A 24,490-nucleotide genomic window follows, 5' to 3' on the forward strand; every position below is an offset into this window, starting at 1 on the left:
GCCCGTAAGGCGAGCGGGGAGCTGATTGCTCCCTGTCTTATTCCAGCGGTTTACCCTGATCGCTCGGCCTGTACTCCCCATGGCCAGGCATCGAAGGCTCGGTGTCCTGGCAGCTCAGATCAATCGGTATATGTTGAACATGTAAATTGATGGTGTTGTGCCGTTGGGTTCTCTTGCGGGTGCCCTCATGATGAAAACGAGTCGGACGATTCGGATGCTTGCGCTGTGGGTGATCTTGCCCGCATGGGCGGATTCCACGCCTGCTCACGCCCAGCAGCGTCGCGGGGGCGCATCGGGCGAAAACGTTGGTCGCAATCCGATGACCCAGACCCCGGCGCAGTATCCCACGAGCCCCGCTCCGCTCGGAGGTTCCTCAATGGGGGGCTTCCCGAACCGGCAGGACGGCCGTGATGGAGTCAATGCGAATCCCAACGGTGGCCTGTCCAACGCGTTCGGCAATCCGTCCGCATATCAGCAGACCCTGGGGGCGCCGATTCCCGGTCAGCCCTATCAGATCCCGGGCCGGTACGCCAACGATCCGCCGGGGACGGTGATCACCTGGGGCCGTTATCGTTACCAGCTCGGCAGTGACGGGACGATGACCTCGGCCGGGCCGATTCCCGGCCAGCATTATCAGATCCCGGCTCAATTTGCTAACCAGGCGCCGGGGACGGTGATCACGAAGGGGCGATATCGTTACCTGCTGGGTAACGACGGGACGATGACCTCGTACAATGGCCCTGAGCCGAGAACCAACGGCACCGAGACGCAGCAGACTTCGCGCAGCCCGGTTCCGGGTGAGCGGTATCAGATCCCAGCCGAGCACGCCAACGCGGTCCCGGGCTCAGTGCTCATCTATCATGGTAATCATTATGTCGTTGGGAAAGATGGGACGATGACTGCGATGGCGTCGTCCCAGTAAACGCGGTCGGATCCTTATGTGTGATGTCGATTCTTTTTGTTCGCCTTGGCATCGTAAAACAGGAACGTTGAGCTGTGTCGCCGGAGATCGCCATGTCCCTCAGTCTCGCCCCGGGCGTAATCCCCGTTCCCGGCTATTCCCTGACCCGATTACTGGGCCGAGGTGGGTTCGGTGAGGTCTGGGAAGCCGTTGCCCCCGGTGGCGTTCGGGTCGCCATGAAGTTCGTTCGGGTGAACTCGCACGAGGCAGGACCCGAGGAGCGGGCGTTGGAGATCGTCAGCAACATCCGCCATCCCCACCTCCTCGACATCCAGTTCGCCGCCCGAGTGGAGGACTACCTGGTGATCGCCATGCCTCTCTGTGAGAAGAGCCTGTGGGATCGGCTGCGTGAGTGCCGCGAGCAGGGGCTGGCCGGCCTGCCGCACGACGAGCTGATGGGCTACATGGACGAGATGGCGAGTGCGGTGGATTACCTCAACGAGCCGCGGCACGATGCGGGCGATGGTCACAAGGTCGGGGTGCAGCACCGCGACATCAAGCCGCATAACATCTTTCTCGTCGGCGGATCGACCCGGCTGGCGGACTTCGGCGTGGCCAAGATCCTCGAAGGTCGCGCGGGTGAGCACACGGGGAACATGTCACCGCACTACGTCGCGCCTGAAGTCCTGGATGGCCGGATGTGCCAGCAGACCGATCAGTATTCGCTGGCGATGACCTACTGCCATCTCCGAACCGGCCGGCTCCCGTTTCGAGGGGACTCGATCAGCCAGGTCATCTATGCCCATCTGCACCAACTCGCCGACCTGTCCGGCCTGCCCGAACCGGAGCAACGCGTGGTCACCCGCGCGTTGGCGAAAGTGCCCGACGATCGCTGGCCGAACTGCCGCGCCTTTGTGCGCGCCTTGCAAGCCGCCGCCCCCCGCGAGGGAGTGGCGCAGGCATACGGGGCCGTCGGCCCGCTGCCGATGACCGTGTCTCCGAGCCGGCCCGAGACGTTTGCGGAGACGCGGCTCGCGTCGAGCGCGCACCAACCCCCCCTGCTCGACTCCCAGACCCAGTCGTTGTACCAGGCGCAGGGGACAACGCAACGAGCCGACGCGGCTTCGCCCGCTCCTGCCGCACGCCGCGGGCGGACGCGCCTCATCGGGGGCGGGGTTGTGGCGGTCCTGCTCGGGTGCGCCGCTTTTGCGCTCTTGCCGTTGCTTCTTCGCCCGCGGAAGGATCCTCGGCCGCCGGTCGCCCCGCAACCGGCCGAAGCCCGGGCTCGACCGGCCGGTGGCGAGGCTCAAGCGGTGGTCCCGAGCGAATCGACTCCCGCGACTCCGCCGTCGAGACAGGCAGAGGCCTCGCTCAAGCCCGGGCAGCCCGAGCCTCCGTTGGCTCAGACCGACGACACTCCTCCTCCCGCCGCGGCGGGTTCGGGATCGACTCTCCCCCCTGTCGCGCCGCCATCGGACCGCGTGCGCCAGTCGCCCGAGCTTGCGTCCCTGGCGACTCCTCGGACGCCGGAACCGGAGGGCGACCTGGCCGTCAAGGCGCAGGGGCTCCTGAAAAAGTATTGCTACCGCTGCCACGGCGTCCGCTTCGAAGTCCCCGGATACAACGTGCTCGACCACGACATCCTGGTCGCCAAACGGGGCGAGGAGGATCAGCCCTACGTGGTCCCTGGCAAGCCCGACGAATCGGCGATGTGGGACCGGATCGGGGTGGAGAAAGACATGCCTCCCTCGGGCCCCAAGCCCTCCGACGCGGAGCGTGCCCTGATCGGCCGCTGGATCGAGGCGGGCGCCACGTTCCCGACGGCCAATCCGATCGACCGCCCGCTGAAGGGGGAGCAGGACATCGTCGTCGCCATTCGCGACTACCTGCGGCCGTTGCCCGCGTCCGATCGGGCCTTCCTGCGCTTCTTCACGATTCAGAACCTGTACAACAACAAGTCGGTCAGCGATGACGACCTCAGACTGGCCCGGGCGGCCGTCGCCAAGCTGATCAACAGCCTGAGCTGGAAGACCGACATCGCCGTTCCGAAGCCGATCGACCGCGAGCAGACCGTTTTCGCGATCGACCTTCGCGACGTCGGCTGGGATGAGCACGACCGCTGGAACGAACTGCTCAGCCACTATCCGTACGGCTTGAAGCACGATAAGCGGCAGGACCAGGCCACCCGTGAGGCGGCCAAGGAGGTCTATACGCTGGCCCAAACCTCCATGCCCTACGTGCGGGCCGACTGGTTCGTGGCCAACGCCTCGCGACCGCCGCTCTATCATAATCTTCTGGAGATCCCTGAAAATCTTCATGTTTTGGAGAAAAAGCTCGACGTTGACCCTTGTGCCGACTTCCTCCGCAACAAGCTGGTGCGGGCCGGCTTCGCCACCAGCGGGGTCTCCAGCCAGAACCGGCTGGTCGACCGTCATCCGGCGAGCTATGGCGCGTATTGGAAGAGTTACGACTTCAAGAAGAACGAGGGGACCGGTAACCTGTTTCGGTTCCCCTTGGGGCCGGTCTTCGAGGGAAACCCGTTCATGCGCCAGGCGTTCGAGCATGCCGGGGGGGAGATCGTCTTCAACCTCCCCAATGGCTTGCAGGGCTACGTGCTGGTCGATCAGAAGGACCGTCGGATCGATGTCGGCCCGATCGAGGTCGTGGGCGATGCACTCAAGACGGCGGGCACCTCGGCCATCGTTCCGGGCCTTTCCTGCATGGCCTGCCACCAACTCGGGATCGTCCCGTTCAAGGACACGGTCCGCGAGGGCCTGGCCGTCGCCGGCGAGGCCGGCGAGAAGGTCGAAATGCTCTACCCCGAGAAGCCGGCGATGGATCGACTCATCGCCAAGGACCAGGCGCGTTATCTCAAGGCCCTCGAGGAAGCGACCGGGACCTTCCTGATGCAGGGGGAAGATCGGGAGAAGTCGATCCGCGACTTCCCCGAGTCGGTCGGAGCGATCGCCCGCGCCTACCTCAAGGACCTCGGCCCCGAGGATGTCGCGGCCGAGTTCGGCGTGGCGGATCCCAAGGAAATGGTCGCCATGATTCGCGCGAACAAGAAGCTTCGCCAGCTCGGCCTGGCGCCGCTGCTCGCGGGAGCCGCGATCAAGCGGATGGATTGGGACTCGCTCGAGGGACGCGCCATCTCGACGTTCCAGGAGGCCGCCCACGAACTCGGCCTCGGGACACCGTACCGGGTCTATTGATCTTGAATATCATGCGCGGTGATCTGACTGACTTGCTTTGGCTTGGCTCGAAGCGGATTCCTCGCCGCTTGCCCCCCCTGGGACCGCGGGCGACCCGCCCGCAATCTTGTTTCGACCGGAAGGCCGTGTCACACGCATCCGCAGACCGCTCACACATTCCACTCTTGAGGCTGGAGATGCTCCCATTCCCCGCCCGGCGTCCCATCAAGGCGTATGCTATTGTCCTCATGCTCCTCCTGGCCGCGTCCACGTTCGCATCCAGGCCCGCGCACGCGGCGAGCGACCTGAATCTCGAGCTGGCCGAGATGGCCAAGAAGATCAAGCTCCTGCTCGACCAGAAAGGCGTCGACGCGATCGCCGTCGGAGACTTTACCGCTCCGGCAAAACTGGCCGCAAGCGCAGGCCCGGCGATCGCCAAGTGCCTGGCCGACGAGCTCAAGACGCTCGGTGTTACCGTCAAGCGTCGAGCCGAACTCGAGGTCAACGGCCGTTACCAGGATGTCGACGATAAGGACACCAAGTTGCTCGCGGTCCAGATCAAGGCGCATGTCGTCGACCATACCGGCGACGAGATCATGACGCTCGAGCCGAGGGCGATCTTCAACATCACGACGATTGCCTCGTTGACCGGCGTGACCGTGGCGATGCCCGCCGACGGCACCGACAAGGAACGCAACGAAGCCTTGGCCGATGCGCTCGACAAGCCCGAGGTCCACCTGGCCAGCACCCGGATCTCGGCCGCCGCCGATAGCCCCTACGCCGTCGAGATCCAGGTCAAGTCGGCCGAGGGCTATCGGCCGCGCGCCGCGTCGAAGGACGACGACGGGCTCGCCTTCCTGAAGATCCTTCGGAGTGAGATCTATGCCATCAAGCTGATCAATGATTCTCCCTACGACGCGGCCGTGACCGTAACGATCGATGGTCTGAATATTTTTGCATTCAGCGATCACAAGAACTACACCCATTACATCGTGCCGAGCAAGCAGGCGCTGGTGGTCCCGGGCTGGCACCGGACGAATCAGGTGTCGGACTCGTTTCAGGTGACCGAGTACGCCAAGAGCGCGGTGGCCGAGGCGTTACCCAGCTCCACGACCGTGGGCACGATCACCGCGTCGTTCGCCGCCGCCTGGGCCAAGGATTCGGTGCCCCCCGACGACGAGGCGCCGGGCAAGAAGGGGGGCCGTAACGGCAATGCCACCGGCAAGGGACCGCCGGTGGACTTCAAGCTCGTCGAAGTGGTACGCGACATCGGTCGCCTCCGCGCCTCGGTGAGCGTTCGCTACAACAAGGACGAAGATCCCAAAGACCTGCCCGGCGGGAAGCCGTGAAGGACAAGGAACCCGTGGACCCAAACTCGAAGGAGAACGCCATGAAGTCGATGAAGATTTCGCGACGAAGATTCGGCCTCGGCTTAGCACTCGCAATGGGGATCGCGATTGCGATCGTTCCGGCCGTCACATCCGCCCAGGGCCTTCGCCAGTACTACGATACGACCTGGAGCTATAGCCAGACGAATAACTATTACTATGTGAACTATTACTATCAGACGGTGCCGACCCAGACGACGTACGACTACCACTACTGCATCTACTACCCGTCGCAGACGAACTACATCTACTACTACAACCCGAGCACCCAGGCCTACTGGGGTCGGTATGAGATCGGCTCGAAGGGGGACAAACGCTATTCGATCCTGGCGCAGAAGGACCGGAAGAAGGATCTGAAGGAGATCCCCGAGTCGGCCTTCCCCGAGCCGGCCAGCATGCCCACGATTCCGGGAGCCAAGGACAACGTGACGATTCAGCCGCCGCCCGAGAACGTGCCGAAAGACAAGAAGTAAGTCGCCAGCCTGCGCGCCAGCAAGCCCCGCCAACTCGAGACCGTCGCCCTTGCTTTTTTCATTGAGGGCGACCGGTCTCGTTGGGTTTTAGCTCGAGGGCCTGGAGCGTTTGTTACCTGGGCGGACTCTGGGAAGTTCCCGTGGGAGCGATGTCGGGGTGGGTGTTCGGGGGCTTCCGCGAGATCTAAGGGTCCCCCGAGCGTTCCGGTGTGTTAGGTTGAAACCATGTTGGAGAGCGTGTTCGGAGCGATTTGGTCGGTGGTGACGCTTCCCTTTCGGCTGGTGGTCTGGGTGGTTGAGACCCTGGGCCGGCTGTCAGGGTTGGTGTTCCGCAGCAGGGGCGTCGGCCCGGGACCGTGGCCGTCAGTCTGGCCAAAGCGCTCGAATGCTGGCAGGCGGAATCTGAGGCCCGCCAGACCCGTTGGCGGACACTCCGCGACCGCCTCGAGTCGGGCCTGACCGCTGCGCTTGGCGCCGATCAGGTGATCCGCAACGGCCCGAGCGACGACGCCCAGCGCCTGCCCCAAACCCTGAACCTCGGGCTTCCCGGCCTCGACGGTGACACCCTGCTGATGCAACTCGACCGGGCCGGCATCGCCGCCACGCTCGGCTCCGCCTGCGCCAGCGGCTCAACCCGCCCCTCGCCGACCCTGGTGGCGATGCGCGCGTCCCCGACGACCGCCTCCGCTCCTCGGTCCGGTTCAGCCTGGGCGCCGCCACCACCGAAGCCGAGATCGAGACGGCTCTCCCTCGGATCGTCGAGGTCGTTCGGCGGATTGCCCAGGCGAGCCAGGATGGCCAAAGCCCGGACCGCCAGTAAGCGGCGGACGGCTCTGAGTCTGCGGCCTCCTCACACCGCCTGAACCTGACGTTGTATCGGGCCGTCGGCCCCATCCCGCTCAAGTGGGGCGTCAGCGCCTGGCCGACCGTCTACCTGGTCGACGCCAAGGGCGTGATCCGTTCCGAGAACCTCCGCGGACCCGCTCGCGACAAGGCCGTCGAGGCCCGGGTGATCGAGGCCGAGTCGGTGGCGCCGAAACGCAGATCGATCAAAGGGGCCGGAGAAGACATGCTAACGCGACTTGGTATGTCTTGCATAAGAAATCGGTTGCGAACGATCGCGCCGCCCCGGGTGCTCTTTCAGGCCATCGCAATCTTGTATGTTTGTATCGTCGATTGAGGATTGGAATAGTCTCGCAGCTTCTTCATCCGCAGCCAATCAGGGCTTCATCTCGCGCCGGTAAAGTGGCCTGCTCGTTATCGACGTCTATCAGCACGTCTCCCTGGCCCAACTTGCCGAGGGGGCATCTGGTCACCTTTTCGGAGATCTTATTCGTGTCGCGTTCGAAACAGTTTGTTCGGCAGCCAGCGGGATTCACCCTGATCGAGCTACTGGTCGTGATTGCCATCATTGCTGTGCTCATCGGCCTGCTTCTTCCCGCGGTGCAGTCGGCCCGCGAGGCCGCTCGCCGCGCTCAATGTACCAACAACCTCAAGCAGATGGGCCTGGGCGCCATGAACTTCGAAAGCGCGAACGGCTTTCTTCCGCAGGGGCCGTATGATGGCGACCCGAATGCGCTCACCACGAGCGGCGCCCCGGACCCGGCCAACTCGGACTACAGTAAGTACAGCCCTTGCTGCAATGCGGCCAGCCCGAACGGCTGGAACCACTTTTTCAGGATTCTGCCGTTTATGGAACAGCAGCAGCTCTACAACATCGCCAACTTCGCCGCTCCGGCGATCGCGAGCGGGCGAGGGGACATGAACGGCGAACAAACGATCTCCCGGGTTGCCCTGACAGCATTTTACTGCCCGAGCCGGCGCTTGAACGAACGCTATGGTTCCAATCCGAACACGGCCACGTCCCGGAACGACTATGCCGGCTGCGCGGGGTTCATGCAGGGCCAGTCCTACAGTTGCTCCGGAACCCAGTTCACCCCGCCGGCGCCCAATGGTGCGTCGCCCGCCATCAGCCTAAGATTGGACCCGAACCTGGGGAACACCGCCGGCCTCAAGGGGGCGATCGTCTGGCCCGCTCTGGGCGCCAAGCGCTACCTGAGAGATTTTCTGGACGGCTCCTCGAACTCCATCGTTTTCGCCGAGAAGAGCCAGCCTCTCAAGACCTTCGGCACCGACGGCGGCGATAACGAGATGTGGAACAACTCCGGTTGGGACGAGGACAATGTCCGCTATCAGTTCGTCCCCATCCCCGACTCCTCGGCCGCACCCCTGAACGGTGTCTGCAACACCCCACCGTCCCCGAACACCGGCAGCACACTCTGGAGGCGGCAGTTCGGCGGCTCCCACTCGGGCGGGATCAACGCCGTGCTCGGCGACGGCTCCGTGCGGTTCATCAAGTTCAGCGTCAACCCCACCACCTTCCGGAAGTTGGCGGTCATCGACGACATGGAACCCTTGAGCGCGGACGAGTTCTGACATCGGCAGCCGTGGATTGTCTAATCAGAATAGGAAAGAATGTTAATTATGCGATTGTTCATGATGGCTGCCTCGTTCCTCGGTCTCGTCAGCGTTGCCGGGTGCGGCGGGTCGTCATCCGCCACCAACCCCAACGACCTCCCGCCGCTCAGCGCCGCCGACCTGGAGGAAGTGAAGCAGCGGGACTTGAAAGTCGAAGAGGAGGAGAAGGCCCAGATGCTTCTCACCCCCAAGGTCAAACCGACCCGTTCCAGGGCCCAATGAGGGGAACGGATTCTACAGCGGTTTACCCACGAGTGGCTCACGTCTGGGTGGCTGGGGTCCGTATTCGGACCCCGGTACGCGAGTCCAAAGACCGGGGGCCGAGTACGGACCCCAGCCACCCCGATCGCTTGGCCTGTGATCCACCCGAGCGTAAACCGCTGTAGCTCTGCCAACTCGAGACCGTCGCCCTTGCTTTTTTCATTGAGGGCGACCGGTCCCGTTGGGTTCTGGCTCGAGGGCCCGAAGCGTTCGCTGCCCGGGCGGACCCTGGGAAAAGGCCGCGTGGGGAGCTGCGTCGGGGTGGGGGTTCGGGGTCTTCCGCGAGATCTAAGGTTCCCCCGCGGGTTCCGGTGTGTTAGGTTAAAACCATGTTGGAGAGCGTGTTTGGAGCGATTTGGTCGGTGGTGACGCTTCCCTTTCGGCTGGTGGTCTGGGTGGTTGAGACCCTGGGCCGGCTGTCAGGGTTGGTGTTCGGGTTCGTCTTGATGGTGGTGGGGGTTGCGCTTTGGGCCGGGCCGCTCTCTCTGATCGGCATCCCCTTGTTTATTGTCGGCCTGGTGTTGACGCTCCGTAGCGTGGGCTGAGGGATTTTCCTTGGCCCCTGATCTCTTTTGGATCCGGCTTGAACGCCCGTGCAAGTGATGCTGCACCCGATCTATCTCGACAACAATGCGACGACGGCCATCGATCCCGAGGTTCTCGAGGCGATGCGGCCGTACTGGCTATCGGCGGGCAATCCTGAGAGCCGGCATGCCTTCGGCCGCGTCGCGCGACGCGGTTGGGAGGAGGCCAAGGAGTCGGTCGCCCGGATCTTGGGGGCCGAGCCGGGCGAGGTGATCTTCACTTCGGGGGGGACCGAGGCGAACAACCTGGCGATCTTCGGCCTCGCAGGCGCGGAGGGGGACCCGGGCCACGTCGTCTCGAGCCCGATCGAGCACCCGGCCATCGCCGAACCGATCGCCCGTCTCGAAGTGGCCGGGTTCGCCGTGGATCGTCCGGCCGTGGACGCCGAAGGTCTGGCCGACCCCGTGAAGATGGCCGCCCTCTTCCGCGCTGAGACGCGGCTCGCCACTCTGATGCTCGCCAACAACGAGACCGGCGCGATCGAGCCGGTCGCGCGCCTGGCGGCCCTGGCCAAGTCGCGCGGGATTCCGGTCCACACCGACGCCGTGCAGGCCGTCGGCCGGATCCCGGTCAATTTCCATGCGTTGGGGGTCAGCACCCTGGCGGCCAGCGCCCACAAGTTCCACGGGCCGGTCGGTGTCGGCCTGCTCCTGGTCCGCCACGGGATCAAGCTCGGCTCACGCCTCTTCGGCGGTGGCCAGCAGCAGGGGCGTCGGCCTGGGACCGTGGCCGTCCCCTTGGCCGTCGGCCTGGCCAAAGCGCTCGAATGCTGGCAGGCGGAATCCGAGGCCCGCCAGACCCGTTGGCGGACACTCCGCGACCGGCTCGAGTCGGGCCTGATCGCCGCGCTCGGCGCCGATCACGTGATCCGCAACGGCCCGCGCGACGACGCCCAGCGCCTGCCGCAAACCCTGAACCTCGGCCTTCCCGGCCTTGACGGTGACGCCCTGCTGATGCAACTCGACCTGGCCGGCATCGCCGCCTCGCTCGGCTCCGCCTGCGCCAGCGGCTCAACCCGCCCCTCGCCGACCCTGGTGGCGATGCGCGTCCCCGACGACCGCCTCCGCTCCTCGGTCCGGTTCAGCCTGGGCGCGGCCACCACCGAAGCCGAGATCGAGACGGCTCTTCCTCGGATCATCGAGGTCGTTCGGCGGATTGCTCAGGCCGACTCGGAATCTTGATTGCGAAGGCCGAGCAACCTGGGGGGAATGCCCGAGCGTGATGGACCCGGCGAATCGATCGTCGGGTCGCCGGGGCTTATCGCGTTGTTCGGTTGCATTATGCATGCGGATACGCATGTATGCGTAATAATGATAACCGGTGGGTGGCCTGGACAGCTTGTTGTCCGGGTGGCGGAGCCACACGAGGTCTTCGGGTCGACCTCGTTGTCGGGCGGCCGGCCTGAGCCCAAGAAACAAGGACGCCCGGGGATCTCCTTGGTGGGATCCCCGGGCGTTGTTGAAAGGGGCAGCGTGCGGCCGATCGCGGTGTGTCGTGTCGACTGGCTCGCGCTCCGGTCGTCAGCGGCTCTTGCCCGCGGGAGCCTCGCTCTTCTGGTGGGCGCGTTCTTCGTCAGCGACGCGATCCGCGTCGGCCTTGGCTTGAGCGATATCGGCGGCGCTCAGGGGAGCTTTGGAGGCCTCGTCCGCGTCGGTGGATGAGGAACCGCCGCAACCCACGAGAGCCAGGCACGGGAGAAACAGCAAGGACGCCAGGAAGAATCGGACTCTCATCGTGGTTTGCCTCGAATCAAAATTGCTTGGAATTAATACTCGTCTGAGCTGATGGGCTCGTTGTCATCAATGACCGCCAACTTGCGGAAGGTGTTGGGGTTCACCGTGAACTTGATGAACTTGACGGACCCGTCGCCGAACAACACATTGATGCCGCCGGAGTGGGGACCACCGAAGTTTCTCCGCCAGATCGTATTCCCGGTATCGGGCTGGGGAGGAGACAGGAAGCCACCGCATTTCCAAGGGTTGGCACTGTCCGCGGTCGGCACGAAATGGGCGCGGACGTTGTCCTCGTCCCAACCTGCGTTCTGCCATTGCTCGTTGTCGCCCCCTTCGTTGCCGAATCCCTTCGGGGAAATGGCCTTCTCGGCGCAGAGGATCGAGTTTGAGGTGCCATCCTTGAAATCGGCCAACATGCGCTTGATCCCTGTGCCAGCCCAGACGATGGCCCCTTTGTAGCCAGCAACGTTTCCCTGATTGATGGCCACATAGTTGTTCGCCGTCGCGGCGAGACCATTGGGAGGGGCGGGCTGCGTCGATGCGGGAGCGCAGTCCGCGGCCAAACCGGTTCGGAATCCTTGGCATCCGGCATAGTCGTTCCGCGATAGCGCCGTGACAGCCGCGGAGGCCGCATTGTTCTCATAGCGTTCGTTCACCCGTCGTGACGGGCAGTAGTAGCCTGCGATCGCCACGCGCGAGATGGGAAGCTCGCCGTTCAAAACCTTGTCTCGGCTCGCCGAAGGAGCGAGCGGCGCGGTGAAGTTCGCTAGGTTGTAGATTTGCTGCTGCTCGATGAAGGGCAGGATTTTGAAAAAATGGTTCCATCCGTCAGGCCCATTCGCGTCGCAGCAGGCAAACGTTGTGGCCTGGCCGTCATATGGCCCCTGGGGCAGATGGCTGTTGGCCGACTCGAAATTCATGAACCCCAGGCCGATTTGCTTGAGATTATTCGTGCACTGGGATCGTCGCGCCGCCTCGCGCGCCGCCTGTACGGCAGGAAGCAATAGCGCAATCAAGACGGCAATAATGGCAATGACAACGAGCAATTCGATCAATGTGAACCCGCGTTTTCGCATCGCACGTCCCTTCATTCGAGAAAGAGCCTGATGATGATCTCCTCGGAGACAAGGAGGGGAGCGGTCAACACTCATCGCTTCGTGACCCTATGACGTAGGGCCACTCCCGACTTGATGACCCATCGCTCGCCGGCAAGCCGCGAGACGCCTGAATCGAAGTCGGCTAATTCGGGAAGGGATAAGGTGTTGAATCGCAACCGTGATCCTATCAACGGATAAGACTTGAGTCCATGGAGGATATGAAGGGAATGTGAAGAAAAACGCGGGATATCCATCAGGTTTCAGCCGAAGATGTGGCTGCATAACTATTCATGGAGACCTCGGTAGGAAACGGGGCTGCATAATTATTCATTGTGGTCCTAGGAGTCGACGGGGCTGCATAATTATTCGGTGAAGCCGCGACGGAGGAAGTGACCGCGGAACGTTTCATCGGGTATACAGAACCGTCTCGATTCCACACGGCATGTAAAGCCTTGATGGAAGAACGGTTTTGTTTTAATTCATTAGGATATTGTATTGAGAATTGGTCGCAAGGAGGGGGATCCCATCACGGCCAGCGCACATCAAATTGCCCATGTTTCCAGGGAAAAGTCGGCCGTTTAGCCTCAGAAGAAGCCGATTTTCTACGACAGAATTCGCAGAAAACCCTTGATTTTAAGCAATTTGATGTGCGCTGGCCGTGGGGATCCCATCGGCACGCTTCGGTTGGCGATGGCCCTGTGATGGAGCCAGACTTGCCCTCTTACTCTCTGGGTGAGATCCATGTGCCTGCATGGCGGTCAGGCGCGAAGATTTCCCTCGCGGCGCGGCGGAGATCTTGATCCGTCACGGTCCGTAACGCCTGAGTGAGTCGGGCGGGCTCGATCCCCAACTGCGCGCGTCGCGCGAGCGAGAACGCCACTCCGTAGAGGTTTGTCACGAGCCAAGAGTCGGGTACGTCGGTCGTTCCGAGGAAGAATCCAAACGTCTGTTGGGCGGACTTCCGCTCGTTGGCGCCCAGCTTCGGCTCGACAGCCTCGGCCACGAACGCTTCCAGGCGTCCGAGCGTTTGGCGGGGGGCCTCTCCGCGATTCGGGCGGGTCGTGATACCCAGCATGACGGGGTCATCCAGCACTGTGAAGGCGATCGGAGTCCGGCCGGGCTCGCCGCCGAGCTTTGCGGAACCGGCCCAGAGCCGGCTCACCAGGATGAGGAAGGGGGCGTAGAGATCGCTGGCCGGATCGGGAGCCTGGTAAGCGAGACAGGCTTCGGCCTGTGCCCGCGGAGCCCCGACCGCCCGTTCTTGAAGAACGCCGAATTGGGGCGTGCCGGGCTCTGAAGCAGGGGGAACCTCCTGGCCCGGTGGGAGCTTGGCGAACGACTCCGCGACCAAGGCGCGGGCCGTGGCCGCATCAATGCCCCCGGCCAGGACGAGGATCGCGTTTCTCGGCTTATAGTATTGATCATAACGCAATCGAATCTCCTCCTGCGTGATGGCGGAGATCTGCTCGGGCACTCCCCCTTTTCGGCCGCCTTGCGGGGTGGGCCGGATGAGCTCGCGCGCCTGATTGAGGGCGCCGAGGGCGGGAATCCGGCCAAACATGTTGGCCACTTCGTCGAGGACGCGCGGGCGTTCACGGTCGAGATCCGCGCCGGTCAGGCGAAGATCTCCCATCCGCGCGGCCGCCTCGAGCAGTTCATCCTTAAGGCCGGCCTTGGGAAAAACGGTCGCCACGACGGTGTAGCGGTCTCCCGTCTGCGCGTTGCAACCGGCGCGATACCGCTCGAAGAATTCATTGGCCGATCGCGGTCGCGCCGTGCCTGCTGCGGAAGTGATGTAGACGTGCTCGATCATGTGGGCCAATCCCGAACGGCCTTTAGGGTCGTGATCGCCACCGATCTTGTAGAGCACGACCAACGCAACCTCCTGGGCCCCCTCAATCGGCCGGACGATCACCGTCAGGCCGTTCTCCAGGCGGACCCGTTCCGGAACCGCTGGTTTTGTGGCCGGCTCCTCGGCCTCGGAGGGTGATGTGCAGGCCAACGAAATCCACAGGAGCGGCATCCCCAGGCTGAGGCGCATTCGATTCCCCTTTCGATTGTTCCTGGCGGTTCAGTATGGATCGCTTATTAACCGAACGATGGACTCACGCGGAGACGCGGAGGGAGAACATGATCGAGCTCGTTAAGATCACAGCGGCGATGGTGGATCCAATTCATCGGTCAAAATTAATCTCTCCGTCGGCCGACTGGCCACTCTCCTCTCCTCATTCCCCTCCGCGTCTCCGCGTGAATTCGGGGCAGGCACCTCGCAGGGATACCGCATCACAAATCGAGACTGTCGCTAAGGATACCGGGATCTCGTTCCACGCTCGGCGTGGGAATGCCGTCCGCGACGCTCCGCGTCGTCTTGTCTTCCCCGGTGTCGCCGACCCCGAGGCTCGGCCCCTCTGGACCCGGCACTATGAGATCGGTTCCAACCGCCCCGTGTTCGCCGGCCGCGACGGGATCAAGAAGTACGCCCTGGCCGAGATCGAGCGGGAGCGACGAACGGGCACCCCCTGGTATGGGGCCTGGCCGCTCATACTCGTCGAGGCGGCGTATCCGCGGTGGCGCCGTCAGGTCGGCGGAATCAGCCCTTCCCGAAAATTCGACTGACTCGATCGGTCCCTGTTGTCCCCCCCCTCTTCTCGAAGTCAGATCAGGCTCCAATACGCCTAAGAAATGTGTGGTTCGCATAATAATTCGACGAATTGAAGCTTTCGCTCATCCATGATCTACACTCAGTAGCATGGCGGGCTCAAGGGACCGAACGGGCTCAGGGTCGAGGGAGGAAGTCGATGTCGGACTCCGAGAGAATCATCCAAGAATGCCCCGCGGTGGCCGACCGGCTCCAGGACTACTCGCCGGAACTCGTCTTCTGGCTGAACGGCGAGCGGATGGTCCTCCACAACCCTGACCCTGCCGTCCTGCTCGCCGATTACCTCCGCGAGATCGGCCTGACCGGCACCAAGATCGGCTGCTCGCAGGGAGGCTGTGGCGCCTGCACGGTCATGGTCTCGCGGCGGACCCACGAAGGGGATCGACACGAAGCGATCAATGCCTGCCTGCGACCCCTCGCCGCGTTGGCCGGCACGCACGTGACGACCGTCGAGGGCATCGGCAACGTGCACGACGGGCTCGACCCGGTCCAGCATCGGATTGCGATCGGCAACGGGAGCCAGTGCGGTTACTGTACTCCTGGTTTCGTGATGAACATGCATGCGTTGCTGCGTTCCAACGGCCAGCCGACCGAGCAGGAGATCGAAAACAGCTTTGGCGGGAACCTTTGCCGCTGCACCGGCTATCGGCCCATCTTATCCGCCATGCGGAGCTTCGCCTGCGACTATGACCCCGCACGCGACCCATGCATGAAATGCGAGGCCGACCCATGCTTCCCGCTCGAGGTCCGCACCGCGCCGGTGACCATCTCCCTGGCGGAGCTCCCCGCCCCGGCGGAGGCCGTCCGGCTCCACTTCTCAGCGCGCGGCTTGCACTGGATCCGCCCCACCGCAATCGATGAGGCCATGGAGCTGAAGCGACTGCTGACCGCCGAGATCGGCCGGGCGAACGTGCGGGTCGTCGTCGGCAGCACGGCCGGGGCACTCTATCCGAACGAGAAGCCACGCGTTCTGATCGACCTCTCGCAGGTGGGCGAACTCCAAGGGGTCACCGTCGAGACCGATGGCCTGCGGATCGGGGCGGCCGTCTCGATCCAGCGGCTGCTCGACGCGGCCAGTGCCTTGATCGTTGAGCGGGATGCCGCGGAGACGGCGGGGCTTCGAGAACTGGTCCGCCATGGCCAGTACGTCGCCGGCATCCAGGTCCGCAACGCCGGCAGCATCGGCGGCAACATCTTCGTGGCCGCGAGCCACACCCGCGAAGGGATTCCGTTCGCCTCTGATGTCATGACCCTCCTGGCCACGCTCGGCACGACGGTCTCGATCCGGTCGGCCGAGTACCCTGACGGCCGAGCGACCTTCCCGCTGCTCGCCATGCCGGTGGCCGAGGATCTCCCCGCGGATGCCTTGCTCGAATCCTTTCACGTCCCGTTCGGCCGTCGCGACGAATACGTGCAGACCTACCGGGTCGCCCGACGCCCCCAGATGGCGCACGCGATCATTAATGCCGGTTTCTCGTGCCGCGTGGACGAGCGCGGGCGCGCGGTCCCCGGCGCGATCCGGGTCATCTACGGCGGAGTGGCGTCGCTCAACGCCCGGATGCCCAGGACGGAGCAGGCACTTGCGGGCAAGCCGTGGGATGAGGTGACGCTCCGCGAAGCGATGGCGGTCCTGCGGGCCGAGTGCCGCGAGCAGATCGTGCCGATGGACGAGGAAGGGTTCACCGGAGAATACCGCGAGCAGCTTGTGGAGAGCTTTTTCTATAAATTTTTCCTCCACGTTGCGGACCGAATCGCCGCGGGGTCGTTCGATCCCGCGAGCCGGTCGGCGGCCGACCACCCGGAGCGGCCCCTCTCGACCGGCCGGCAGACGTGCGAGGTTCAGGCCGACGACGGGCCGGCCCCGCGGTCGATCGTCAAGCGGATGGCCTTCGCCCAGGCGACCGGCGAGGCGATCTATCCGCAAGACGAGCGGATGCCCGAGGGGGGCAGCCACGGGGTGATGGTCATGAGCGACCGGCCTCACGCTCGCTTCCGTTTCTCCGGCCCGGCCGAGGGCCGCGATGCGCTTCAGGTCTTGCTCAAGCAGAAGTTCCCGGGATTCTCGGCGATCGTCACGGCCGACGATGTCCCGCCCGGCGGTAACAACCTGATCGGCCTGGGGCTCGACGACCCGGTTTTCAGCCCCGGCGTCGTCACGCATGTCGGCGCCCCCGTGTGCCTGGCCGTCGCGCGGGACCGGGCGACCGCAAAGCGGGCCGCCGAGTTCATCCGAGCCGATTGCCTGAAATACGACGATCTCCCCGCGATCACGACGCTCGAAGAGGCCATGGCGGTCGGGGCCGTCATGCCCCACAACCCCGAGGGGGCGATCCACGCCCCCTTCGTCGACGTGGTCCGGGACGGGAGCGACAAGGCCTGGTTGGCCGATCCGTCGACGCCGGTGCCCGGGGCTCATGTCGTTTCCGGAGTGATGTCAACGGGGGCCCAGGCGCATTTCTATCTCGAGACGTTCAATGCACTGGCGATCCCTGGTAGCTATGATGAGATGACCGTTATTGTCTCCACGCAGAATCCCAACGGTGATCAGGCAACGATCGCTCGCGTGCTCGGGGTTCGGATCAACCAGGTGAACGTGCGGGTCGGCCAGATCGGCGGCGGGTTCGGGGGCAAGCAGAACCGGGCCTGCTTCATTGGCGCGGCCGCGGCGGTGGCCGCTCACAAGCTGCGCCGGCCGGTTCGGATCGTCTACGACCGGCAGACCGACATGCAGATGATCGGCAAGCGCCACCCGTACCGCGGCGACTACCACCTGGCCATCAACGACGAGGGCCGATTCGTCGGCGGCCGGCTCGACCTCCACTCCGAGGGGGGGGATACCAACGACTGCTCGTTCGCCGTTATCAAGGGGAGCGTGATGATGGCCGACGGCTGCTATCAGATCCCCACCTTTCGCGCCTCGGGCACGGTCTACCGCACGAACAAGGCGAGCAACACGGCGATGCGCACCTTCGGCCAGGTGCAACCCCACCTGGCCCTCGAGGAGGCGGTGGAACATGCCGCCCACGAGCTCGGCAGGCGCCAGGGACGTAAGGTCCGGGCCGAGGAGATCAGACGCCAGAACCTTTATCGATCCGACCCGGGGATGGTCGACGCCGACACCACGCACTTCGGCCAGCCGCTCTGGTACTGCGACCTGCGCGAGCAGTGGGACCAGCTCTACGAGAGCAGTGAGTTCGCCGCTCGGGCCGAGCGGGTCGACGAGTTCAACCGCGGCAACCGCTGGCGGAAGCGGGGCATCTCGATGGTCCCGCTCAAGTACGGCATCGGGTTCAAGCAACTCCCTGCAATGAACACGTCGACGGCCCTGGTCAGCGTCAACCGTCTGGATGGGTCGGTCCTGGTCACTCACGGCGGCGTCGAGATGGGGCAAGGGCTCCACACCAAGATCGCCCAGGTGGCCGCGGGCGAGTTCAACCTCCCGCTCGAGTCGATCCGGGTCGCCGGGAACAGCACCGACACGATTGCCAACGCTCCCCCCACGGCCGCCTCGACCGGCTTCGACTTGAACGGCGGCGCGGTGGCCCTGGCCTGTCGCGCGTTGCGGCAGCGGCTCGAACGGTTCTGTCAGGAGCAGGAAGACGCCGGGGCAGCCGACCGGATCGAGAACTGGCGCGTTGATTGGCAGCGGCTCTGGCCCGAGATCGTTCGCAAGGCCTGGCTCGGCCGCGTCAATCTGAGCGCGGTCGAACTGTACAAGGCGCCCCACCACGACGAGCCGATGGACCACTTCCCCAAGGGACGCTTCTTCGCCTATTTCACCTATGCGTTTGCGGTGTCGGAGGTCGAGATCGACGTCCTCACGGGCGAATCCACGGTTCTCCGCGCGGACATTCGTTATGACGCCGGCCGGTCCCTCAACCCCGCGATCGACATCGGGCAGATCGAGGGGGGCTACGTGCAAGGGCTCGGATTCGTCACCACCGAGGAGATCCGCTACGACGAGGAAGGCCGGCTCCTGACGGACAACATCTGGAACTATAAACCCCCGTGCACCAAGTCGATCCCCCTCGACCTGCGGGTGACGCTGACGCCGTCGACCTCCGAACGCTGGCGCGAGCAAGAGCAGGCCCGGTTGTTGGCGGTCTACTCCTCGAAGTCGGCGAGCGAGCCCTGCCTATCGCTGGGCAATTCGGCCTACTTCGCCATCAAGCAGGCCGTCCTCGCCGCCCGCCGCGACCTGCTGGGCGATGACCGTTGGTTCACCCTCAGCGTGCCCGCGACCTGTCAGCAGATCCAGCAGGCGTGCGGCGTCCCGTCGAACGGGCTCACCCTCGCGTAATCACGAGTGGGGGGGCGTTTCCCCCCCCCTTCCCCTCCCCCCTCGGAGGCGAAAGCGGGTCGACGCTCCTGTCCTGAATTCCCTGGGGCCGCCGCTGTTGGCTTGAGGCGGGGGGGGCGTCGCCACTATAATCAGGGGCGAGCGAAATCGAGCGCCTGCGCCTTTTTTGGGATGGAGGTGTGCCTTGAGCACGTGGAACGACCCTGAACTGATCGCCCGACGCGACGGGCTGCTCGCGACCCTGAAGGGCTACGGGCGGGTGGCTGTCGCCTTCTCGGGCGGCGTGGATAGCACGGTCGTTGCCCAGGCTGCCCAGATTGCGCTGGGAGACATGGCGGTGGCCGTGACGGCGGTCTCCGACAGCTTGGCCGAGGGCGAACTCGAAGAGGCTCGCGCACTCGCAGAGCGGATTGGGATCCGGCACCGGGTGATTCGGACCGAGGAATTCGCCAACCCGAGCTACGTGCAAAACGGCACCGACCGCTGCTACTTCTGCAAGAGCGAACTCTACGGCCGGCTCTCGGGCCTGCTCGGCGAGCTCGGGGTGGATGTGATCGCCTCCGGGGCCAACACCGATGACTCGGGCGACCACCGCCCCGGCATGCGGGCCGCCTCCGAGAACGCGGTCCGGCACCCGCTCCAGGAATGCGGACTTGGCAAGGCCGACGTCCGTGCTTTGGCGAAGGGGTGGGACCTGCCCACCTGGGACAAGCCGGCGACCCCTTGCCTGTCGAGCCGGGTCGCCTACGGGGAATCGGTGACCCCCGAGCGCGTGCGGATGATCGATCAGGCCGAGCAGTGGCTCCGCCAGCGCGGGTTGCGAATGCTGCGAGTTCGCTACCACAAGGGCGACATGGCCCGGATCGAGGTCCCCCTGGAAGACCTCCCCCGCCTGGCCGCCCCCGAAGTTCGCGCGGAGCTTGTGCCGGTGTTTCACGCCCTCGGATTCAAGTATGTGACTCTTGACCTCGAAGGGTTCCGGTCCGGAAGCCTCAACGCGTTGATTCCGGTGGAACTCCTGCTGAAGCCCGCGGCGATGAAGTAAAATCTTCGTGCAAGCCTGTCCGATCATCGGCGGTCCGTTCTCTCCATCAAGCAGCCCACCGGGTTGAAATCAAGTCTAGCGAAGCGAAAAGGTTCGGAAAGGCGTCATGAAGGCGACCTGCCGTTGCGGCCATATCCTGGACGTTCCCGAGGACGGATCCGACCGGATCGTTTGTCCGAAGTGCGCGGCGAAGATCCGGATTCGTCGGATCGTCCCCGGCGCACCCGGAGCGGATGGTTACATCCGCTTCGCCTGCCCGTGCGGGCGCCGGCTCAAGGTCAAGATTGACGACGAGGGATCGCATCCGCCGGCGGGTAAGTGCCCCGACTGCGGCCAGATCGTCCCCGTCCCCACGCCGGGGTCGAACCCTGCCCTGCCCGCTTCCCACCCGGAATCGCAGACGGCGGAACTCGACGCGGTCGACATGGCGCTGCTGGAGAAATGGGCCCGCGGCCATCTCGCCAGGACCGCCGCACCGGCGATCAAGGCCGAGGCCGGCCTCCGCGTCTGCCCCGGCTGCGGCCGGCCCGTTCACCTTGGGGCCGTCGCTTGCCGCGAATGCGGCACGCATGTTCCCAAACGCTGACGGCCGCACTCGGTCGTTGTTTGAATAGGTGAAGACAAGGGGGGAGCGCGAGCTCCCTGCCTTCTGGTTATTCTCGCGGGAGTGGGCCAGAAGACAGGGAACTTAGGCTTACCGCTCGCCTCGAAACTTTTGCTCGCCCCGAACGAACCGAGGATCGCTCCGGGGCGGGACGTCGTGGATCTCGAGGCGGCCGTGGGCGTCGGAGGTTCCCTCGAGACCAGGCTTCGGCCAATGAACGTTGGTGACGACGCCGGCCAACTCGCCCTGAGCGGCCTCATGCGGGCGGAGCCTCCGCCCCCTAGCGCGGGGCGGTCAAGAGGGCGAATTTGACGAGGTCCGAGCCGTCGAGCCTGGAAGCGGCGACCGCCTCCCGCTCAGATCCGTCAGGGTGGCGGACCCGTAGCCTTATGGTCCGACCGAACGGGACCATGGCGTCCCAACCATTGGGAAGCCGGAATCCGCCGGATGCGTCGGTGACGGGACACACCGTCGGGGGCCACATCGTGGTCAAACGGGCGTCTGCTTCGCCGATGCCTACGACCGTCACGCCGGCGACCGGCGCTCCCTGGTCGTTGACGATCCGCCCCTGCATGATCATGGGGAGGGCCATTTCCTGCAGGGGCGGCACATGATAGTGGGTCACACCTTCGGGGATCGTGACGGTGGCTCGGGTTGAACCCGTCGTGAACCGTCTCCGGAGGTCGGCCATCGAGGACATGATGAAGAACGTGGTCTTACCCGGCGGCAGGCGGTAGTGGTAATGCCCTCCGTCTTGGGTCATGAACCCATAAGTCGCCCCACCGCTTCGCGAACGGGACGGCCAGCATACTTCAATTTGTACAGGATTGAATGTGAATATGCCAGGACGTCCCAAGACCTTTCCTTCGACCTCAACTCCTCGGATCAGTTCCAAGGTAAATTCGGTAGTCTCGCCCGGCTTCAAGGCCACATCCCGATCGACGCGGTAAGTCCACGAGTCACCTTCGCCCTCCCCACGGATGAAGATGTTGATTGGCCCTTCGTCCAGGCCGTCGAGTGTGAAGTGACCGTCCTCGCCGGTTTGAACAGCTTGCTTGCGGTGATTGGAGCTGCGATACGTCCCTTGGCCAGGATGGCTGTTCTGAAACGTGACCGCGAGACCGGCAACGCGGACACCCGGTATCGTCGTCGTGACCCGGCCCGCGACCCGCGCGGCGGGGAATGCGACCAGTCGTGGTGGATTTCCCGCCGGCGCCGCGACGAAGCCGGCCTCGGCCATGTGCAACGGGATCTGGTCGGGCGTTTCCTTCTCTGCCCTGACCCGGAACTCTCGGCCCGCAACCGTCGCGCTAAGCCTGAGCAACACCTTGGGGAGTGACGCGGGAAAGGTGAATGCACCGGCCTGGTCGGTGGTCGTCTGAAACAAAACCTCGAGTGGGCTACCGCCCAGGACTTCAGGGTTGAGGTCGTTGGGATGAGTCCCTGTACGAAAGCTCTCCATGGATTCAAGACTGTAACCGAAACTCTCGACTCGCACGTGTGCCCCGGCGATGGGACGGCCTTCGCGATCGATCAGGGTCGCCGAGAACGGCTCGGCCTGATGAAGTCGTCTGGCGAACGGATCACTCCGTTCCTCGGCGGTTAGTCTGTTTCTCCAGGTTATCGGCGCCCAGCCGTCTTTGTGCGCGAAGAAGTCCGCCGCGACGGCTTGCTCGGGAACGGGGCAGACGAATCGACCATTCTCATCAGTTTTGAAAACGTGATGGTTTGGCTTGTTTAATCCCGTGAACCCGGCCACCACCAAGGCGCCTGCCACGGGTTCGCCCCCGTATTCGCGGACCACTCCCTCGATCGTGCGGAGACCCGCGTTGGCCGGCTCGACCTGGCCTGCCAATCGTTGGGACGAATTTTCCTGCTTTGCCGGAGAATCGTCAGCACGGAGTTGTGGCCCGCCGATTCCGCAGGCCACAACTCCGATCGCAAGCAAACGCAGCGCGGATAGGAACGCGAGAAGGCGCATGGTGTTATCGTCCCTGAGCATTGTTAATGCGACTGGATGCCGTGCCGCTGTCAAATCATGGGGCGACATTCGGGCTGTCCCCGCCCCCTTCTGCTCTGATGATCGCTCAACGCCATGGGATCACCGGCGAAGTCGTTTCAGAGGGGTTGTACTACGAATATCTTCGGTGGGCAAGATGAAGACGAGTCGATCCGTCCCTTGAGACCGGTCGGGGCACGTCTGTCTCGATCGCAGGCCTCCCCCCACGCCTCAGGACCAACTTCCCTCGGCGGGGTGTGCCGATTCGCGTTTGGCCGGTTGACGGACGCCCCCCTCGTGAGGAAATTAGGTGAGGATCTTCTCGACAAGTTTTCCGTGCACGTCGGTCAGTCGGAAGTCACGCCCTTGATTGCGAAAGGTGAGCTGGGTGTGGTCGATGCCGAGCAGGTGGAGGATGGTGGCTTGGAGGTCGTGGACGTGGACGGGGTCTTTGGCCACGTTGTAGCTGAAGTCATCGGTCTGGCCGTGGGTGAATCCGGCTTTGACGCCGGCGCCGGCGAGCCACATGGTGAAGCAGCGGGGGTGATGGTCACGTCCCGCTTCCGGGCTCTGCCAGTCTCCTTGGCCGACGACGCCGCGGCCGAACTCACCGCCCCAGACGACCAGGGTGTCTTCTAACAGACCCCTGCGCTTGAGGTCTTTGATCAGTGCGGCGGTCGGCTGGTCCGTGTCGCGGCAGCGGGCGACGCACCATGATGGCAGGCGGCTGTGGTGGTCCCAGTCCGGGTGGAAAAGCTGGATGAACCGCACGCCGCGTTCCGCCAGGCGGCGGGCGAGGATGCAGTTCGCGGCATAGGAGCCCGGCCGGCGCGAGTCAGGGCCGTAGAGCTCGAACGTCTCTTCCGACTCGCCCGACAGGTCGGCCAACTCGGGGACTGAGGCCTGCATCCGGTAGGCCAGCTCGTACTGGCGGATCCGGGTCGCGATTTCCGGGTCACCGGCATCGGCCTGCTTGGCACCGTTGAGTTCGGCCAGGCCGTCGAGCATTCCCCGGCGCAGCGGGCGTGGGAGGCCGTCGGGGTCCTTGAGGTAGAGCACCGGCTCGCTCGCATTGCGGAACCGAACCCCCTGGTGACGCGAGGGGAGGAAGCCGGATCCCCAGTAATAATCGTAGAGCGGCTGGTCGCTCGGACGCTGCATCTTGGAGACGAGCACGATGTAGTCGGGGAGGTTGCGCTGGCTGGAACCGAGGCCGTAGCTGACCCATGCCCCCAGGCTCGGGCGGCCCGGGAGCTGGTTGCCCGTCAGCAGAAACGTCATGGCCGGGGCGTGGTTGATGTGGTCAGTGTGCATGGACTTGATGAAGCAGAGGTCGTCCACGACCGTACCGAGGTGCGGGAGCCACTCGCCGACGGTGGCGCCGCTCTCGCCGTGCTGGCGGAACGAGACGCGTGCCGGCATGACGAGCTGTTTCTGCGAGGCCGTCATTGAGGTGAGTCGCTGGCCATTGCGGATCGAGTCGGGCAGCTCCTTGCCGGCCCACTTTTCGAGCCCCGGCTTCTGGTCGAAGAGCTCCAGTTGCGAAGGGCCGCCGGACTGCGTGAGGAAGATCACCCGCTTCGCCTTGGGGGCGAAGTGCGGTAAGTCGATCAGGCCGCCGATCTCGTTGCGCGGGGGCTCGGCGCCACGGGCAGCCCCCCTGCCCTGGATCAGCTCGCCGAGCGCGATCGCACCCAGACTGACGCCGGCGCACTCGCCGAGGAAGTAGCGTCGCGTCGTCCGCAATGCCCGGTCTGGCACGTCTGGCAGCATGTC

19 protein-coding genes are annotated in these 24,490 nt (G+C 64.4%); 14 read left to right on the top strand and 5 right to left on the bottom strand.

All coding sequences use genetic code 11. The features are described from left to right. Window positions 1-214 precede the first annotated feature (214 nt). The 10 genes from BUS42_RS21245 to BUS42_RS21295 all read left to right on the top strand — a co-directional run bounded on the left by BUS42_RS21245 (window position 215) and on the right by BUS42_RS21295 (window position 10,458). Window positions 215-922, top strand: coding sequence for a hypothetical protein (locus BUS42_RS21245; protein ID WP_254053646.1), 708 nt, complete (start codon window positions 215-217; stop codon window positions 920-922). Between the two features lie 92 nt (window positions 923-1,014). After that, window positions 1,015-4,113, top strand: coding sequence for a protein kinase domain-containing protein (locus tag BUS42_RS21250; protein ID WP_143206420.1), 3,099 nt, complete (start codon window positions 1,015-1,017; stop codon window positions 4,111-4,113). Between the two features lie 176 nt (window positions 4,114-4,289). Then, entirely contained in the window at window positions 4,290-5,441 is a 1,152-nt protein-coding gene (locus tag BUS42_RS21255) for a hypothetical protein (RefSeq protein ID WP_074309504.1), read from the top strand. 41 nt (window positions 5,442-5,482) lie between these two features. Beyond that, the gene (locus BUS42_RS21260) at window positions 5,483-5,953 is read left to right on the top strand and encodes a hypothetical protein (protein WP_074311310.1); all 471 of its coding nucleotides are present in this window, start codon (window positions 5,483-5,485) and stop codon (window positions 5,951-5,953) included. A 356-nt stretch (window positions 5,954-6,309) separates the two neighbouring features. Next, entirely contained in the window at window positions 6,310-6,816 is a 507-nt protein-coding gene (locus BUS42_RS21270) for an aminotransferase class V-fold PLP-dependent enzyme (protein ID WP_143206421.1), read from the top strand. 8 nt (window positions 6,817-6,824) lie between these two features. Next, window positions 6,825-7,133 (top strand): thioredoxin domain-containing protein, encoded by a 309-nt coding sequence (locus BUS42_RS21275; protein ID WP_074309510.1) that lies wholly within the window; start codon window positions 6,825-6,827, stop codon window positions 7,131-7,133. Window positions 7,134-7,288: 155 nt separating this feature from the next. Next, window positions 7,289-8,389 carry a DUF1559 domain-containing protein gene (locus BUS42_RS21280; RefSeq protein ID WP_074309512.1) on the top strand — a complete coding sequence of 367 codons (1,101 nt, stop codon included), beginning with the start codon at window positions 7,289-7,291 and terminating at the stop codon, window positions 8,387-8,389. 48 nt (window positions 8,390-8,437) lie between these two features. Beyond that, window positions 8,438-8,653, top strand: a complete 216-nt coding sequence (locus BUS42_RS21285) for a hypothetical protein (protein WP_074309513.1) — start codon at window positions 8,438-8,440, stop codon at window positions 8,651-8,653. Window positions 8,654-9,057: 404 nt separating this feature from the next. After that, window positions 9,058-9,237, top strand: a complete 180-nt coding sequence (locus BUS42_RS21290) for a hypothetical protein (protein WP_254053647.1) — start codon at window positions 9,058-9,060, stop codon at window positions 9,235-9,237. Window positions 9,238-9,294: 57 nt separating this feature from the next. Next, the gene (locus BUS42_RS21295) at window positions 9,295-10,458 is read left to right on the top strand and encodes a cysteine desulfurase family protein (protein WP_074309516.1); all 1,164 of its coding nucleotides are present in this window, start codon (window positions 9,295-9,297) and stop codon (window positions 10,456-10,458) included. A 339-nt stretch (window positions 10,459-10,797) separates the two neighbouring features. Here BUS42_RS21295 and BUS42_RS21300 read toward each other — a convergent pair whose 3' ends face one another. From BUS42_RS21300 to BUS42_RS21310, 3 genes are all read right to left on the bottom strand, one after another. Continuing rightward, window positions 10,798-11,010 (bottom strand): hypothetical protein, encoded by a 213-nt coding sequence (locus tag BUS42_RS21300; RefSeq protein WP_074309518.1) that lies wholly within the window; start codon window positions 11,008-11,010, stop codon window positions 10,798-10,800. A 32-nt stretch (window positions 11,011-11,042) separates the two neighbouring features. After that, window positions 11,043-12,086, bottom strand: coding sequence for a DUF1559 family PulG-like putative transporter (locus BUS42_RS21305; RefSeq protein WP_254053648.1), 1,044 nt, complete (start codon window positions 12,084-12,086; stop codon window positions 11,043-11,045). Window positions 12,087-12,828: 742 nt separating this feature from the next. After that, window positions 12,829-14,148, bottom strand: a complete 1,320-nt coding sequence (locus tag BUS42_RS21310; protein WP_074309522.1) for a M16 family metallopeptidase — start codon at window positions 14,146-14,148, stop codon at window positions 12,829-12,831. An 89-nt stretch (window positions 14,149-14,237) separates the two neighbouring features. On the opposite strand from BUS42_RS21310, the gene BUS42_RS45265 reads away from it, so the two are divergent. From BUS42_RS45265 to BUS42_RS21330, 4 genes are all read left to right on the top strand, one after another. Next, window positions 14,238-14,723 carry a pectate lyase gene (locus tag BUS42_RS45265; protein WP_254053649.1) on the top strand — a complete coding sequence of 162 codons (486 nt, stop codon included), beginning with the start codon at window positions 14,238-14,240 and terminating at the stop codon, window positions 14,721-14,723. A 182-nt stretch (window positions 14,724-14,905) separates the two neighbouring features. Further along, window positions 14,906-19,066 (top strand): molybdopterin cofactor-binding domain-containing protein, encoded by a 4,161-nt coding sequence (locus tag BUS42_RS21320; RefSeq protein ID WP_074309524.1) that lies wholly within the window; start codon window positions 14,906-14,908, stop codon window positions 19,064-19,066. 184 nt (window positions 19,067-19,250) lie between these two features. Continuing rightward, window positions 19,251-20,111 carry an ATP-dependent sacrificial sulfur transferase LarE gene (larE, locus tag BUS42_RS21325; protein WP_074309525.1) on the top strand — a complete coding sequence of 287 codons (861 nt, stop codon included), beginning with the start codon at window positions 19,251-19,253 and terminating at the stop codon, window positions 20,109-20,111. A 106-nt stretch (window positions 20,112-20,217) separates the two neighbouring features. Continuing rightward, a complete protein-coding gene (locus tag BUS42_RS21330; protein WP_074309527.1) occupies window positions 20,218-20,697 on the top strand; it encodes a hypothetical protein in 480 nt (159 codons plus the stop codon). A gap of 298 nt (window positions 20,698-20,995) precedes the next feature. Here the strand turns inward: BUS42_RS21330 and BUS42_RS21335 are convergent, their stop codons facing one another. After that, window positions 20,996-22,696 carry a carboxypeptidase-like regulatory domain-containing protein gene (locus BUS42_RS21335; protein WP_074309529.1) on the bottom strand — a complete coding sequence of 567 codons (1,701 nt, stop codon included), beginning with the start codon at window positions 22,694-22,696 and terminating at the stop codon, window positions 20,996-20,998. Between the two features lie 324 nt (window positions 22,697-23,020). Further along, entirely contained in the window at window positions 23,021-24,487 is a 1,467-nt protein-coding gene (locus BUS42_RS21340; RefSeq protein ID WP_074309531.1) for a DUF1501 domain-containing protein, read from the bottom strand. Window positions 24,488-24,490 lie beyond the last annotated feature (3 nt).

It is taken from the genome of Singulisphaera sp. GP187 (genome assembly GCF_900129635.1).
Classification (GTDB): domain Bacteria; phylum Planctomycetota; class Planctomycetia; order Isosphaerales; family Isosphaeraceae; genus Singulisphaera.